General features: G+C 37.2%; 15 protein-coding genes. 7 read left to right on the top strand and 8 right to left on the bottom strand.

Features of this window, described 5'->3' with window-relative positions; translation table 11 throughout:
* Positions 1-46: 46 nt before the first annotated feature.
* On the bottom strand, positions 47-139 hold the full coding sequence (locus tag IQ247_RS33640) for a hypothetical protein (protein WP_375341241.1): 93 nt from the start codon (positions 137-139) through the stop codon (positions 47-49).
* A gap of 558 nt (positions 140-697) precedes the next feature.
* On the bottom strand, positions 698-2,482 hold the full coding sequence (locus tag IQ247_RS20760) for an NACHT domain-containing protein (protein ID WP_228059919.1): 1,785 nt from the start codon (positions 2,480-2,482) through the stop codon (positions 698-700).
* Between the two features lie 255 nt (positions 2,483-2,737).
* Between IQ247_RS20760 and IQ247_RS20755 the strand changes: the two genes are divergently transcribed.
* From IQ247_RS20755 to recD2, 6 genes are all read left to right on the top strand, one after another.
* Complete coding sequence (locus IQ247_RS20755; protein WP_193923021.1) at positions 2,738-3,100, top strand: DUF6876 family protein; 363 nt, start codon at positions 2,738-2,740, stop codon at positions 3,098-3,100.
* A gap of 36 nt (positions 3,101-3,136) precedes the next feature.
* The gene (locus IQ247_RS20750) at positions 3,137-3,382 is read left to right on the top strand and encodes a Pb-reticulocyte-binding protein (protein ID WP_193923020.1); all 246 of its coding nucleotides are present in this window, start codon (positions 3,137-3,139) and stop codon (positions 3,380-3,382) included.
* A 448-nt stretch (positions 3,383-3,830) separates the two neighbouring features.
* The gene (locus IQ247_RS20745; protein WP_193923019.1) at positions 3,831-4,208 is read left to right on the top strand and encodes a hypothetical protein; all 378 of its coding nucleotides are present in this window, start codon (positions 3,831-3,833) and stop codon (positions 4,206-4,208) included.
* Positions 4,209-4,349: 141 nt separating this feature from the next.
* Positions 4,350-5,078 carry a hypothetical protein gene (locus IQ247_RS20740; RefSeq protein ID WP_193923018.1) on the top strand — a complete coding sequence of 243 codons (729 nt, stop codon included), beginning with the start codon at positions 4,350-4,352 and terminating at the stop codon, positions 5,076-5,078.
* A gap of 211 nt (positions 5,079-5,289) precedes the next feature.
* A complete protein-coding gene (locus IQ247_RS20735) occupies positions 5,290-5,493 on the top strand; it encodes a hypothetical protein (RefSeq protein WP_193923030.1) in 204 nt (67 codons plus the stop codon).
* A gap of 171 nt (positions 5,494-5,664) precedes the next feature.
* The gene (gene recD2, locus IQ247_RS20730) at positions 5,665-7,899 is read left to right on the top strand and encodes an SF1B family DNA helicase RecD2 (protein ID WP_193923017.1); all 2,235 of its coding nucleotides are present in this window, start codon (positions 5,665-5,667) and stop codon (positions 7,897-7,899) included.
* 31 nt (positions 7,900-7,930) lie between these two features.
* On the opposite strand, the gene IQ247_RS20725 is transcribed toward recD2, so the two are convergent.
* Together IQ247_RS20725 and IQ247_RS20720 are read right to left on the bottom strand one after the other, a co-directional pair.
* A complete protein-coding gene (locus tag IQ247_RS20725) occupies positions 7,931-9,220 on the bottom strand; it encodes a hypothetical protein (protein ID WP_193923015.1) in 1,290 nt (429 codons plus the stop codon).
* Between the two features lie 31 nt (positions 9,221-9,251).
* Positions 9,252-13,076: a hypothetical protein gene (locus IQ247_RS20720; protein ID WP_193923014.1), complete on the bottom strand. Its 3,825-nt coding sequence runs from the start codon at positions 13,074-13,076 to the stop codon at positions 9,252-9,254.
* Between the two features lie 83 nt (positions 13,077-13,159).
* Between IQ247_RS20720 and IQ247_RS20715 the strand changes: the two genes are divergently transcribed.
* On the top strand, positions 13,160-13,369 hold the full coding sequence (locus IQ247_RS20715) for a hypothetical protein (protein ID WP_193923013.1): 210 nt from the start codon (positions 13,160-13,162) through the stop codon (positions 13,367-13,369).
* 31 nt (positions 13,370-13,400) lie between these two features.
* Here IQ247_RS20715 and IQ247_RS20710 read toward each other — a convergent pair whose 3' ends face one another.
* The 4 genes from IQ247_RS20710 to IQ247_RS20695 form a co-directional block, all read right to left on the bottom strand.
* Complete coding sequence (locus IQ247_RS20710; protein ID WP_193923012.1) at positions 13,401-14,117, bottom strand: DUF6753 family protein; 717 nt, start codon at positions 14,115-14,117, stop codon at positions 13,401-13,403.
* Complete coding sequence (locus tag IQ247_RS20705) at positions 14,114-15,010, bottom strand: P-loop NTPase family protein (RefSeq protein ID WP_228059918.1); 897 nt, start codon at positions 15,008-15,010, stop codon at positions 14,114-14,116. The genes IQ247_RS20710 and IQ247_RS20705 overlap by 4 nt, the downstream gene beginning before the upstream one ends.
* A gap of 111 nt (positions 15,011-15,121) precedes the next feature.
* Positions 15,122-15,508 (bottom strand): hypothetical protein, encoded by a 387-nt coding sequence (locus tag IQ247_RS20700; RefSeq protein WP_193923010.1) that lies wholly within the window; start codon positions 15,506-15,508, stop codon positions 15,122-15,124.
* The gene (locus IQ247_RS20695; RefSeq protein ID WP_228059917.1) at positions 15,501-15,824 is read right to left on the bottom strand and encodes a hypothetical protein; all 324 of its coding nucleotides are present in this window, start codon (positions 15,822-15,824) and stop codon (positions 15,501-15,503) included. Before IQ247_RS20695 ends, IQ247_RS20700 begins: the two co-directional genes overlap by 8 nt.
* Between the last annotated feature and the right edge of the window lie 127 nt (positions 15,825-15,951).

Below are 15,951 nucleotides of genomic sequence, written 5' to 3'. Positions count from 1 at the left end.
GAGATATACAAATAATTATATTAAGTTTCACTAAAATTATAATAATTCAACTACCCCAAGCATTATAAAAACTTGAATAGCTCAGATTTTGAGAACAATGCCAAATAACCTCATGAATATACCCATATCGAAAATGCATTTTTTTAAATTCATCATATGAATGATTTTTTGTATCCAATAGATAGGGCTTAAAATTTTTCACAATTTCAATGACTTGACAATCATATATTGTTTTTTGTAACTTTTCAGAAGCTTTTACAACTACAAACCAATCCTCAGAATTTTTAATTTGTTTTAGTAACTCACTAAATTCTTCTTCATGTGGTGAATTATTATCAAATACTTGAAGGTTATCATTACTGTCAGAAAATGTACTGTTATTCTCTAGTTTCTTAATTTGGTTTATTAGTTTATCGAGAGCTTTAGCTACATGTGGTTCAAGTGTTTGACTAACCCCAGCAGCAAGAACTTGTCTTAACCGTGTATTACTGACTCCTATCTTATCTAAAGTATTAGCAATATGCCAACAAACGTTTGAATCAGAACAGATATCAAAAAATTGGAGTAGATGATTTTTAGTCTTGTGTACTTCTAGTCTGTTTTGTATGATTCTTCTAGCTTCCTGAGAAATTGGTGTTAGAAAAAAACTCCACTTTCGCTGCTGTTCGTCAAAATAACCAAATGCATACTTAACAATTTATGATATGATTTTATCTAGTTCTATCTCTGAATATTCTCGGAATTCCCTGGTACCTTCTGCTGCCAAAAAATAAGCTTTAAATGAGTAAAAGCCTCCGCAGTTATCCTGGAAGTTTAATAACTCAGAGAAAACTTGATTCTTCAATAGCCTTGATATGTCAAATTTACCTAACCATAAAAGAATTACTTCCTTCCACTTTTTGTCAAAAATCCGATAGCTTGCATCTGGATGGCTGGGATTTTCAGGAATATGATTCAAAAAATAATGCCAATCATCAATCGCCAACGCAGCAAAATACTCCTGAAAAGTCGGATGGAAAAACCCATAAACCCCCTTTCTGCGATTTTCCGCATCCATCCCCACCTTATTCAACCATCCCAACCGCAAAGCTAACCCAAACAAGGAATCTGCATCGTCCGGTTCCCCTAAATACTCGCACACAAATTCCCGTCGCAATCGAAACCGCGTTTCTTCCTTATCAATTGCTTCCCTTGCTAATTCTCCCAAAGCTGCGTTTAATCGCTTGCGCTGTTCCCCCGTTGTTCCAAACTGTCCCTTTTTCCACTCGTAAAAATCCGCAACAAACTGCTCGTACAACCCCGCTTTCGTTTCTGGTAATTTCCCCTCACCCAAGTACCAATTGAAATACAGCAGCGTTAATCGTAACGGATTTTTCGCCAAATCCCGAATTCGCTCCTTCCCCGATTCCTTCAATGCCGCACACAACCTTTGTCCTGTATAGATTTCTCCCGATGGGAGACAACCAAACCAATTACCGATAAACTGCTCTACCTGTTGGGGATAAGAAAACTCCAATGTGCGATAATTGTCGAAGGAATCGAGGACATTGCTACCACCATCCCAAAGATTTAGCCGACACGAAAGCACAATCCGCGCTTGCTGTAACAAACTTCCCGTGCGAACTTGGCGATCGCATTCTCCCAAAGGATTACCCACAGTTGCTTGCATTTCATCAACCCCATCCAGCAACAGCCACACCAATCTCTGGTTAAACTGAGCCACAAAATCATTTTTAATTTGGTTAGAAGCTTCGGCTTGTCCGACTTTCCTGGCTACTGCTTGCAACCACACCTCAAACAAATATGCTTCGAGTTCCCGTCCACGCAAATCAGCCAAAGATACCCAAATCACGACTGCATCGGGGATTTCCCCGGACACCCGTCGAGCGATTTGCTGCAACAGCGTAGTTTTCCCCGCTCCCGGTTCACCAATAATTGCAATCCGTTTTCCCTGACTTTTGGGGCTTTGTTTTTGCAGGAGTACACGCTCTAAAAACTCTTGATGCTCAAAGGTTTGGATGATTTCGGTTTCCCGGTAAAGTTCCGAACCTTGCTCAGGTAATACATCCTCCCGTCGTCGGGTTTGCTTTTTCCGCTCTACCAGTCCCAAGGGTACGTATACCTGCTCGGTGCGATAGCTAATTCCCTCTACAGATGTCAGTGGGTTTGTGGTGAGTCGCAACTGTTCCGACAGCATGGTTTGACCAATATTGTGCCAGTTTATTTCTATTGGCTGGGTGTTTTGGGAAAGTACCTCTAGGAAAATTGCACGAATCTTTTCTGCGTCGGCTCCTTGATAAACTTTATCGCCAATATGAATATTCTTCCCATCGCCAATATTAACGTTGTACTTCCCCAACTGCACGACATTTGTACCATTGCTGGCTGTAAGGGATTGGCGCAATAAATTAATCTCGTCCTCATCTGCACTGCCATTGAGGATATGCTCAAGTATTATCAGCAATTCCGATGAATCAATCATTAATCGTGCTTTTGTAAAAATTTGGGATTAGCGTATTGTTCCAAGCAGTCAAAAAATACTTAATAAGTATAGGAAATTTATCGAAAAACTGACTAACTATTTCCTAAATTATATTTATATTCACCTGGTAGTAAATTCATTGCTAATAAAACCAAAAAAACTCTTATAGCTGATGGTATCTGTTATCAGCAGTTTTCGTTTTACGGCTCACGCCGATGAAGTTGTGAAGTAGATAAAATCAATAATTTGAAAAATATGAAGACTCCACAACAAATAGCCAGCGAGCTAAACCAATTTTACGGTTCAACTACTCTCTACAAACACTGGCTCGGTTTGAAATATACCGATGGTATAAAATACTTAGCTCACGAAGCTAATTGTTACTGGTTGTTGGATGCCATTGCTTCACATCAAACGAAGAATTTGCTATCAGATCCAAGACTGAGAGAATTTCAAATCTGGCATTTACAAGTTAAAGACAATTCCGCTGTTTTGATATGCGAATGGGACACCAATCAAGAAGTTTTACGCCAAGAAATTGAATATACAGATTTCCCATTGAGCCATATCAAGCTCTATCTGGTTGAAAAAGTTCTCATGCTGACAAACGAATATTAACGCGCATCACACACTTTTAGCTATCAGGAGAAAATCATGATTCAAGCGATTGGTTCAGAACAGGTATTTGTCACAAACTTAGAACACTTCATGACTAAAGCCGACAAATTTATCAAAACTTATTACTCAGGTGTCAGCGACGAAAATCATGTGAAAGAAATGATGCAAGAACTGAAAAATTTAGTATTAGATACAGACTTGCAGCAACTAGAAATTGATTTTCAGCAAAACTGTGAAATCAAAGATTTAATGGCAGACTACCATGATGCAACTTGGTGGTAATTCTATTATTATGATTTGTAATCTGATTTTGCCGGATTTTTACTTTGACTCTGCCTCATAAGCCGGTGCAAACCTCCAAACAGCAAGGTATATGTCCGTGTTCAAAAAAGCCTATTTTACTTTAACTGTGCCGAAATTGGATTTTTGGACTTTGAAATTGCCGTAATTAAAATATTGCGGCATTTATTATCAATAAAAATTGAAACAAGCAGTAACGATGATTTTAGCCTGCTTCGACCTTGACCAGAAAGGTCACTATCTAATTGTTGAAAATAAATAGGACGTTAATAACGTTTACACCATAACTTTGCCACTAACTTTTTGTACCATCACCTTGCCATCTTGGCAAAGTTAAATTACAAATCACAATTATCTTAAATACTGAAACACTCGAAATCAAGAGAGCTTACGCTCATAGGAAAATGAACTAATTAGGAATATCTGTATTATGGCTGCACGTAAATCCTCTACATCCAACTTTCAAGCAATCGATGATTCCGTTTTAGGCGAATATGGAGTTAGCAACTACTCTGAACGCTTATACTCAAAAGTCTACTATTCTATTCGTTCTTTATGTGGACTTCTCGCAAAACGTAGTTTTCAGGATTTCAATTGGGATGCATTCAAAGAACGCTTCGCCTCGGATTTTGGAAAAGTTGAAGAACAGCGATTCTCTTTAGAACAACTACTCGAATTTGCTAATCGGAAATTTGGTAAAACTCTTGAAGATTTGGTAGTGCTAAATCAATTATCTTGGCAACGCAGACGAGAATATGCAGAGCGCGTAAATGCGAGCGTTAGTCCTCAAATAGAAGCCGAGAATTAATGTTGGCATTGTAAATAAAATCAAAAGGGGGGATAAAGAATATTTTATTCTCCCTTTTTGCTGTCATAAATTATTTCAAATATATCATCACTTCAAACACTTTTCATTTCATAAAAATCCAAATCATTTTCCAATATTAATATGTTGAATAATAGTTACGTTGTTTGGGAAGGGGCATCTCTAATAGACGGTTCTCCTATATTTCTAATTTTGACTGGCTTTGTTTCTCCCAGTTCAAATCGCAAGACAGGGAGGTTGATTCAAAGCTGGATATTACAACAAGAATTCGCTCCTACTTTCGCTGCAAAGCAAGGTTTAGATCGAGGTATTTGTGGCTCTTGCAATTTAAAATTGAGCCAAACAGGAAGCTGCTATGTCAATCTCGCACCAATAAATAATATGTACCGAAAATATGTAGCAGGTACTTACTCAAAATTCAGCAAAAACGAAATTGAAGTTCTCAGACGATATCATTATCCTATCAGAATTGGTTCTTATGGAGACCCTACAGCAGTACCATTTTATGTGTGGGAACCGATAATTTTAGCATCAGGAAGTCATACGGGGTACTCCCACAATTGGAAAAATTGTAAGCCAATTTGGAAACAATATTTAATGGCTTCCGTGCAAAGTGAATTAGAAGCGCGTGTTGCTCAAAGTCAAGGATGGAGAACTTTCAGAATTATCGCTCCCAACGCACCGTTGAATGATAATGAAATCCTTTGTCGTCATACCGAAGATAATATGATACGGTGTGAAATTTGTATGCTTTGTGATGGTAAATCGAACAAACCCAACATTGCTGATAGGGTTCATGGGCTGAAATGGAAAATATCTAATTTCATTAAATATTCCGAGGTCGTTATCTAATTAATCCTTTAGCAAAGCTTGTGATAAATAAATTGAGGTGATTTATCACAAGCTTTCAAAATCACACAAAGTTTCGCAAGGTAATACTAATGGCAGAAGTTTTAAGTGAGCCTCAATTTCAAATATTCACTCATCCAAAAACAGGAGTTAAAACCGGAAGAATCTATTTTCCCGCACTTTTCTTGGCTGATAATTACGAAAGCATTGTTCAATGGCTTCAAAGACAACAAATTCATTTCAACCAGAGATAATCAAACATACTTTAACTGGTTCAAGTAAAGCGGTAATAGGGACAATCCAAGTTTTACATCAACTCGGTTATGCCAATATACGTGATTGGACTCCATTGTTACCAACTTCCAATCCTGGAGAAGTCATGAGTATCTTGGTACGTTCCATAACAGTGCAGCAATAATAATTCCTGCGAATACTTTATCCCTAACAAAGGGATATTTTTTTCCAACAATAATTTCCGGCATTATCTATAATTAACTTATTAATACAAAAATACTATTGATTGGTGATTTTATTTTTTCACACAACAGCTAGTATTTAGTATAATATTTGCGCCTAAATCGAAAAAACAATGTCCAGCGCATACCAAGTTAACACACAACAAATAAACGCCACTCAATCGCAAGAATCAATCATGGGAGTGGTTGAACGCTTGACCTATCACTCCGAAGAATCGGGTTACACGGTGGCGCGATTGCAACGTCCAAGAGTATCGGAATTAACTACGATTACGGGAAGTTTTGCAGGCATTCAACCGGGACAAACGCTTCAACTTAACGGCTTCTGGCGAGAACATCCGCAATACGGCTTGCAATTTCAAGTTACTAACTACAAAGAAACCAAGCCAGCCACAATTACAGGAATTGAAAAATATTTAGGTAGTGGCTTAATAAAAGGAGTTGGTCCAGTAACAGCAAAACGTATCGTTGCTCATTTTGGTACGGAAACTCTCGATATTATTGATAACCAAATCGAGCGATTGCAAGAAGTTAATGGTATTGCGAAAAAGCGCATTGCCATGATTCAAAAGGCTTGGAAGGAACAAAGAGCCATCAAAGAAGTAATGGTATTTCTGCAAAGTCATGGTGTTTCCACAACCTACGCGGTGAAGATTTACAAGCACTATGGTGATTTAGCAATAAATAAAGTCAACGAAAACCCTTACCAGCTAGCAACTGATATTTATGGAATCGGTTTCCTCACTGCTGACAAAATTGCTCGTAATTTGGGCGTTCCCCCAGATTCGGAATTTCGATACAAAGCTGGTATTATTCACGTTTTAAGCGAAGCCGCAGATTCGGGACATTGTTATTTACCCCAACCGGAATTAGTACAACAGCTTAGTGAAAAGTTAACAACCCAAGAACATCAACCACAAGAAGATGCGCTTTCCAAAGTCATCTGCGATATGTCCCTTACTTCGGAACTAGTTAGAGAAAGGGATGCTGATAGAACATTGCTTTGCTATAAACCAACCTTCTTCCATACTGAACAAAACCTGGCTCAATTAATACTTTCTCGGTTACATCAACCCATTAATCCCGATATTCCCCGCGTTAGTACTTGGTTAGAACGTTTTAGCCAAAGCCGTAAAGTTTCACTATCTCCCGAACAACAGCAAGCGGTAGAAACGGCTGCTTACTCAAAAATCATGGTAATTACAGGTGGTCCTGGTGTTGGTAAAACATTTTGCACCCGTACTATTGTTTCATTGTGGAAAGCAATGGGTAAATCAATTGCTCTAGCAGCACCAACTGGACGAGTTGCACAAAGGTTAGGTGAAATGACGGGGTTGGAAGCTAAAACCATCCACAGACTTTTAGAATTTGACCCCAAAAGGCGTTCATTTAAATGTGACAGAACTAACCCGCTACCTCAAAAAGCGATTATTGTAGACGAAGCCAGTATGCTTGATTTATTTTTGGCATACTCCTTAGTTGAAGCAGTTGATTCGGACGCTCAACTCCTTCTTGTTGGTGATATAGATCAGCTGCCGTCAGTTGGTGCAGGTAATGTGTTGGCAGATTTGATTCATTCGGGTAGAGTTCCGGTAGTGCGACTCACCCAAGTCTTTCGTCAAGCTGCGAGTAGTAAAATTATTACTGCATCGCACCAAATTAATCGCGGACAATATCCTTTGATTGAGCCAATATCTGAAACACCCCAATCAGATTGTTTATGGCATGGGGGAGGGTTTCAACCGGAACACGGGGTACAAGCAATTAGCGAGATAGTTACCGACTTGATTCCCAAGCTTGGCTTTAATCCTGCGACTGATGTACAAGTACTTGCACCAATGACAAGAGGTTTGGTAGGTACCCGTAATCTGAATAACGTATTACAACAATTAATTAATCCTCCCAATTCGCAGAAGGTAGAAGTAAGTAGAGGTGGGATTATTTTTCGGGTAGGGGATAGAGTTATTCAATTAACTAACGATTATCAACGGGAAGTGTTTAACGGTGATATGGGATTTATTACCAATATTGACACCGAGGAACAAGAAGTAATAATACAGTTTCAAGAACGCGAAGTTATTTACGATTATGCCGATTTAAACGAACTGGCTTTGGCTTGGAGCGTTAGTATTCACAAGTCCCAAGGTTCGGAATATCCAGTTGTATTGTTGCCATTATATTCGCAACATTTCGTAATGTTGAACCAGAATTTGCTTTATACTGGCTTAACTCGTGCCAAGAAGTTGGCAATTATTATTGGGAGTAAGAAAGCGATAGGAATGTGCGTTCGTTCTAGAAAATCTCAGGAGCGATATACACAGTTGAAGCAAAGATTGCTTAAAGTGTAATCCTCTTTTTTGAAACCAAGTATCATACCACTTAATTAACACCTAAAATACGCGCCACCTTCGGGTTATAAGTTAATAATTTCAATATTTCTATAACTGGAACCTTCGCTTCATTCATTGAAATAACTTGCTCCTTGAAGTGCGATCGCACATAAGTTTTTCCTCTCTTCCCTCCATATTCCCACTCGAAATAAAGCTGTTTGATTGGTTTCTTCTTAGTACTATTAGCATTTGCGTAACCCCAAGAAAGATTACCGCTACCTTCTCCAGGTTTACGGTGGGTGCTAGGGGGAGTTGGGGATGATGTATTTTCCCCTAGCACTCGCTCATTATTACTTACTTGTGCATTTGAATCATTTGAGAATAATAAACTATCATCCAACTTTGTTTGGCTTTCACTTTGTAATTGGGTGCTAGGGGAAGTTGAAGGTGATATATGTCTCCCTAGCACCTTGTCATCATTACTTACTTGAATATTTGAAGTAGTTGATAAGAATAAGCTGTATTTCTGGGTTTGGCTATCACTTTGTAATTGGGTGCTAGGGGAAGTTGAAGGTGATATATGTCCCCCTAGCACCTCGTCATCATTACTTACTTGAAAGTTTAGAGTAATTGAGAATAATAAACTATCATCCAACTTAGTTTGACTCTCACAGTAAAATCGGGTGCTAGGGAAAGTTGAAGGTGATATATTTACCCCAAGCATCTGGTCATCATTACTTACTTGAATATTTAAAGTAGTTGATAAAAATGAACCGTTTTGCTGGGTTTGGCTATCACTTTTTAGTTGGGTGCTAGGGGAAGTTGAAGGTGATGTATTTACCCCTAGCACATTGTCATCATTACTTACTTGGGAGTTTAAAGTAGTTGAGAATAACAAACTATTATTTAACTTAGTTTGACTCTCACAGTAAAATCGGGTGCTAGGGGAAATCGAAGGTGATATATGTTCCCGCTTCTCTCCGCAAGGTTTCTCAGTGCTAGGGGGACAAGAGTAAAAGGGATTCATGTAAATTTGTAAAGGTCGCCAGACATAATCCTCTATCCGGAGAACTTTGCGCTCGTGCCAAACCTGCCTGAAACTATTATCATTAAAGGCTTGATCAATTTTAAGTGATATTTCTTCTCCATCTTTGTCTAAAACTTCCATAGCTGTGGAAACTTTTTCATTACTATTTTCAACAGGTTCTATGTTTTGTGAAATTTCGGGAAAATCATCTAGTTCATCCCAAGCTGGATCGTATACCGTAGAATCCCAGTCACATTCATAACTGTGTCTATTAGGTTGACGGTATTGCTCGATATCAAAAAGCATCGTCATTTTCTTAGATTGTTATTGTTACTAGTGAAAATCAACGTTGTTCGCGTGGATTATTCCTCGCTACTTCAACAGTCTTGTTGGGGATAGGTAAATTCCGTCTATCAAACTCTTGAGTTTGCGGAATATATGCTGCGATTAGCGGAGCTAAACGCCTTTGGCGTAACGCCTTTCCCTGATTAGCCAAAAAATTAATAATGCCAACAGTTTGAGCGCTCTTAACTCCAATTACAATATCTGATGGCTGCTTCATCAGTCCGATTGCATCTTCTACCGACGCGCTACCAATAAAATCAACATTTATATCTGTGTGTTCTGCTGCTAGCTGATTAATAGCTCTTATCGAAGCTGAAGATTTATCTGGGTTTGCCGAAACATCAACAAACTGTACCGTGTCGTAACCCGATTCCACAGCACGTTCAACAGCACGTTTGAGCATATTGCACATCATTTGTTGAGTCTTCTGTTCAAACGCACTATCAACAGATGCTTCAAAAAATAAAACGGTACAAACATTTTTATTGCTTTCAGCAGAAGTTTCATTATGCTGTTGTAAAGTAGTTTCGATTTGTGGGAAGTTGACGCTGTTCGGGTCAATTACAATATCTGCATAGCTAGCTCTCGCACTCTTTAAAGTACCTGAGAACGTAAATCCTTGAATCGATTTACCAACAGCAGTAAGTTTTTCTTGTAAAAAGCTGACTGACTTTTTGTTAACAGTTCCTAGCACTTGATTATCTATCTTCGCAAAAATAGTTGGTGCGCCCCTGGGACTATTTTCTCCTACAACTAAAGTAATATTGACTTTTTCACCCTGCCACTGACGAGATTCAAAAGCATATTTATTTACGTTATCAATTTGCAATTTACGATCGGGATTTTTTAAACTGCTAATAATAACGCTTATCGCATGAGGAGAAGTAATAGTTGCAACAGCTTCGCATCCAGCGAGTAAATGAGGAGAAGTAGCATCAATCGTACCAAGCTTTTTACCTTCTACCATTACCCAACGTGCCATTTGAGTAGGAGCGCGAGGATTGATACCATTCTCAAATTTAATTGCGACTTTTTCACCAGTAAAATTTCGATCGGCGAACTGATTAAACTGAGTACCAAGTACCCTTATTTGCGTAAACTGTAATTGATAAAGTTGACTTATTACTTCGTCGGGAAATATAGCGAACGCTACACCAGCCTTTTTCAATCCCGAATAATTTTTATTTTCTTCGGTATGGCTAATATCATGAATTGCAGCTGCTAGCTGTAGCTTTTCATTATCCGGAGTGCTATTTCTAATTGACTCAACGGATTCAAGAGTTTGCTGCTTCAAAGCATCAATAATACTATTACTAATACCGCTAAAGAATTCTACTTTGCCCTGCTTTATTGTCATTCCCGGTTTTAGGTTATGTTCTCGCATTGATTTCATACTAATTGTGCCAACAGGAATCTCAATATCTTTACCTGAAGATGTTGTAAATCTTGCTTTAGCAAAAAGAGGATGTGGTATTTTGGTAGTTGATTCTCTAGAATAAATTCGGATGCTCAACTCAGAAGCTTTCCAAAAATTATGATTTTTAGCTGCATCAAACTTAATTAAATTTGTAATTTCTAACTGTTTTTCACTAACAGGAGAAGTAATTATCAGGTAGGGTCCTTCAGCAATTTTTTGTCTTTGTTCTAGTTCGATACGGTTTCTGACTAATGAATTGTAGCTATTCTTTATGTGTTTAGCTTGTTCTTTAAATGAATTAAACTCTACTTGTGGATAAAAATTTCTAAATTGTTCTATAGGTCTAGCAATTAATTGATTTTGTTCAAATATTTGATTGGTTTGTAGAATCATCAAATCAATGGGACTATAACCATTAGTTTTCATTCCCCGATTAATAAATGCTTCTTTATCCTTCTTATCAGCCAACCATTCTACTTCTTTATACCCAGTTATAGCTTGACAATATTTAATAATCGAATCATCTGGACGTAAAGCACTTTTACAACCATCAGTCGCTACTTGTAACTCATTACCTAATTCTGCAACGCAATCAAATAATAGTTTTTTTACCGAGTGCAATTGATGCTCAAGTTTTGACTCTTCTAAATTTGTATTGAACAAAGATGCTATAAAATATAACTGCTGTGTTATCTTTGGAGGTAATTGTAATTTACCTTGCTCGTGTCTTTTTAATAGGTAATTAAAATGTGCTGAAACCCTCTGAAGGTAATCAGCTTTTTCTGATTGAGGCATTGTATCAACTTCACATTGCAATGCAATATTTTTCTGAATTTCATTAGCTATAATCCCAATTTTATTATCCATAGCAGAAACAGCAATTTCTGCGAAGCTTCCTTGATAAGGTATTTTTTCTTTTTTGACAATATCGGGGTATCTATTTTCAGGTAAATTCTTTTGTTTTACTTCTTCTGCTAATATTGGAAATTCTTTAGTAGGTGCAAAAGCTAGTAAATCACCATCAAAATCGCATTGCATATTATCCATAGCTGTTTTTGGATTTATGTAAACGCATCCCAATAGCGTTTGCGGAAGATGCTTGTTTTTTAAAGTAATTACACCATTTGAATTAATTAAAGGTGAACGGGTAACTATAATTTCTTCTCCTTCCTTCAAGTAAGGAATACAAATTTCATTTGGCTGTAAATCTAAACTAGGTTGAGCTAAACCTGAAGTAAACTTGATCGAACGTCCAGTAGCTATCTCTACCCATTGTTTTCGAGCAAAATCTTTGAGGTCAGAAATAATTTTCGGATGTTCGAGAAGTTGATAAAAATTTTCTATATCGGCTTTTAATAGAGAGTAAAGTAATAAATCTTTTTGTTCTTTGATACAATTCTCACATTCTTGAGCTTCTTGAATTTCCGAGTCGGAAACTAAATTATCAAACAGAAAGAGTTTTTCATCAATATCTTGTTTAAAATCTGTATCCGAGTCCAAATTTTTTGCAGCAAATGCTTTACGTCGAGAGCAGGTATCAATATATCGCTGTGCTAACTTTTTTGGCGAGAGTTGCTCAAGAGCAAGTTTTTCTGCTTGTTCTTTAATAATAGGAAGAATTTCGTGTTTTACGGCTTGAGGATAATTAACTAAAACTTGTGTTCCTAAACTATGCTCTCTGTACAAAGCAAACGACTTCACGCCTAAACCAAGAGAAAGTAGATATTCTCCAGGTTTAATCGCATCTTTTCCTTTCCTTCCCTTGAAAGAAGATGTCGCTATTACCATATCGTAACCAATCTTAGAACGGAGAGTACCGTCTTTTACCTTACCACTCATGCGAAAATAAGATTCCCCCAGCCTACTTAGCCTTGTAGGTGCGAGCGTACCCTTTGCGATTCGCATAACAGGACACTCTTTTTGAGGTTTGATACCAAGTCGAAACTGAAAAGCACGCGGTTGTATATTGTTAGAAATTGCGAAATCCGTGTCTATTAAACCCTTACAATCACCAATTAACTTACGTGCATTATTTTTAGCTATAACACCACCGTTTTCTCCAGTTACATCATCAACAATCAAAACTCTCACTTCTCTTAATTCATGAAAGCTTTGACAAGGTGTGAAAGGCAAGGGATAAGCTGCACCATCAGAAGGGTTAGGATACAATGAAGAGCGAACATTCTTGTTATCGGCGAAGAACATCCTTGTACCAGACGAAAATTGTAAACTCATTCCATCTAAATTTTCTTCCAGGTCTTCTGGTATTGTGGCATTAGGATAAGCAATGCCGATGCTAAAATTAGTGTTAGGAAATAAATATTGTGCAAGGGAATTCGTTAGCTTTTGTTCGACACCTGTATTTTGTTTAGTTTTTGTATCAAATTGATTGAGCTTGAAATCCATATCCAAATCATTTTTTTTAGCAATATATTGTTTATTTAGTGTCAGCTTAAACAGCTTTTTTATTGTATTAACGGTACATTTTTATGAAAGACAAAAAAAAGACACACATTCCACAAACAAATATCAGTCAGCTTTCTTGTGGGATGACTCCAGAAGAACTTATTAGTGAAGGTTACGTAGATGTTGATTATTTCTACGACCCGAACGAAGAAGAATGGAAGAGAGAGGTAAAAAAAATGGAACAAATAGTGAGAGAAAGTAAGCTATCCGATGATGATTACATAGAGATTTAATCTTAATTTAGATTATGTAATGATTTAAGCGCTAAGAACCAAATTTACGTTTATCTGCCGGAACCACCCAAATGGTGCAAAATCCTGACTTGGCTTTGCGGTTGTATTGCGATAAAACCACTCCTAACTTTTGAACATCCTTGATACATTCCCCATTTTCTAAATAACCGCGATTCCAATTAATCAAATTTCTTGCAAATTTACCTTCATTCGATACTGCCCATTTCATTGCATCTAATTCCTCCCAAGTTAAGTTATTGGATTTTACTAAGCTGTATCCCTTTCCCAACACACCTACAATCCAAGGTGGAATAGAAACTCCACTGATAAAACCTGCTGCAAAGATAAGAAAAAACACGATAACAGCAGGGTAAATAGAATTGATAATATTTCGACCTTCACGCACTAAAGATTCATGAATCAAAGCTTGTGCAGCACGGTTAATTGCTACCTTTTGTCTTTCAACTGCAACTTGCTCTACCTTCTCTAAATTAGAAGCTAAATCCCGATTCCAAGTTTTAAAAAGTACTTGTAATGTTTCTGGTGCATCTTCCAACATTACTTCTAGTTGCCCGGTAGCAATCATTATTAAAAACAATGGGTCATCTTGAGATAATCCACAACTATGAGCAAAATGCAATACTCGTGTTTTAAACGATTCGCTCTTACCTTTGAGAGCTTCAGCAAGTAAATCGTCAGGAGTTTTGGGTTTTTCTTCTATACTTTTGGAAGCATCAACTACACTCATTGAATTAACTCCGTTGCAGCAAAAGAAGCATAAGCCACTCTTAGGAAATTTTTTACCCGTTGCTTGGGAACAACTTTCAGTTCTGGATGTGCTAGAGCCTCCGTAAAATTTATCTCCAAACGGTCAATTACATTGCGTTCCCAAAATGGAAACTTTGGGAAATCCATGATGACAAAGTTGTAGTTACTGATAGCCGATTGAAAAGAGGGCATCTCGTCTATATATTGCCAATCGTCGCATAGTCCTTGATTTCTTACAAATACATGAATAATGTCATCTCCTAAATCATTCAAAGATTCGAGAAAGAAATTTACCGAGTCTACACCTCCCGTGCAAACAAACCATTTGATAAACTTGATTGAGTTATCTTTTCCCAAATTAACTAAATCATTACGTCTTATCCAGTTAGTAACATTGGAATAAACTTGAGCGGGTAAATTGACAAGTACTGATTTTTCAAAAGCCAAATCGAATATTTTATCAGCTTCAGATGCTAGCTTCTCATCATCACTAAAAAAAGCAACCTCAACCGACGGATAAATTTTGGCTATGTCTTTGTTGCTTGTATCTGCATCGACAATTGCTACATCGTAAGCTATATAATTACAGTACTCAATGAAAGTTCTACAAAAAAATGATTTACCGCACCCCCCTTTTTCTCCGTCAATAATGTGAATAATTGTTGGTTGTTTGAAACTATTTTCTTTCTCTACTCGAACAAAACCATTAGTTGATGTTTGTTGTTCCTCGTTATTATTATTGCTATGAGTAGTTTCTCCCTTTGATATTTCATTGATTGGAGGTTCTGTAATTTCTTCATTTATTTCCGAGCCATCAATTTCTTTATCCCAATCTTCTATTTTTTCATTCGTTAGTAATTTATTCTTATCCATAGTTGATTTTTCTTTTTGTATATCTTCTCGAAGGGTTAAAACAGTTTTTTTAGGTCTGCCTCTTTTCCTTTTAACTGGTTGAAAGCTCATATTTTACCTCTGTTAAACAATTTACATAAAATTACTTAAACCCGTATCATCGTAAACATTATTTTCGCTTTGATTATCAAGGCGATCGCAAGAATGATTATTTGAACGAGACTGTATAGAATTCTGTGTTAAAAATATTAGGGAAGTATTTTCCAATCCTGCTAATTCAACAATTTCTTGTGCCTGTTTTCTGAGAGATTTTACACAAATTTGAGCTATGCGCTGTACTTCTTTTTCATCATCTGAATAATTAGCAAGAGCATGAGTCAGCCAAAATGAACGCACTGCTACAAGCATCATTTGTGTTTTACCCGTAATCCGATTGGATTGAATATAATTCATTAATTGGACATCCATTGATTGACATGGCTGATAACGCCAACGAAAATCGATTTGTTTATTACACATCTGTTTGTTTCAAGAAATACAAAAATACGCTGTAAACATCAGCCAACCGACTTCCCAATCCAAAGCTATCAACTTGTGATGGAATGTCTGCACCAACTCCCCATAAACAAACTGTCCCTGAATAATGTGAATTTAACTCTCTCCTCAGATAGTCAGCAGTTCCACCACAAAACAAGATTTCTGAAACTATTGAATGGGGAACTACTTGGTCTAACCAACTTACGAGTACTGCTCCATATTCGTTCCTAGCAACCTTTATAGCTTTCTGTAGTTGCATCAATTCATGGCGTTTATTAGTATAAAGAGTGCTTTTCAATAGACATCTCCGGAATATAAATAAAATCTGGTAAAATAATATTCAAGCAACCTTTACAAAGGTTAAAAATATGAATTTAATGCTAGGGTACATCGAAAAGCATCCCCAAGAAGCACAAAGATTAGTA

Origin of the sequence: Plectonema cf. radiosum LEGE 06105, from assembly GCF_015207665.1 — a bacterium.
In the GTDB taxonomy this organism is placed as follows: domain Bacteria; phylum Cyanobacteriota; class Cyanobacteriia; order Cyanobacteriales; family Nostocaceae; genus Rivularia; species Rivularia radiosa_A.
This window is presented reverse-complemented; position numbering and strand designations above follow the sequence as displayed.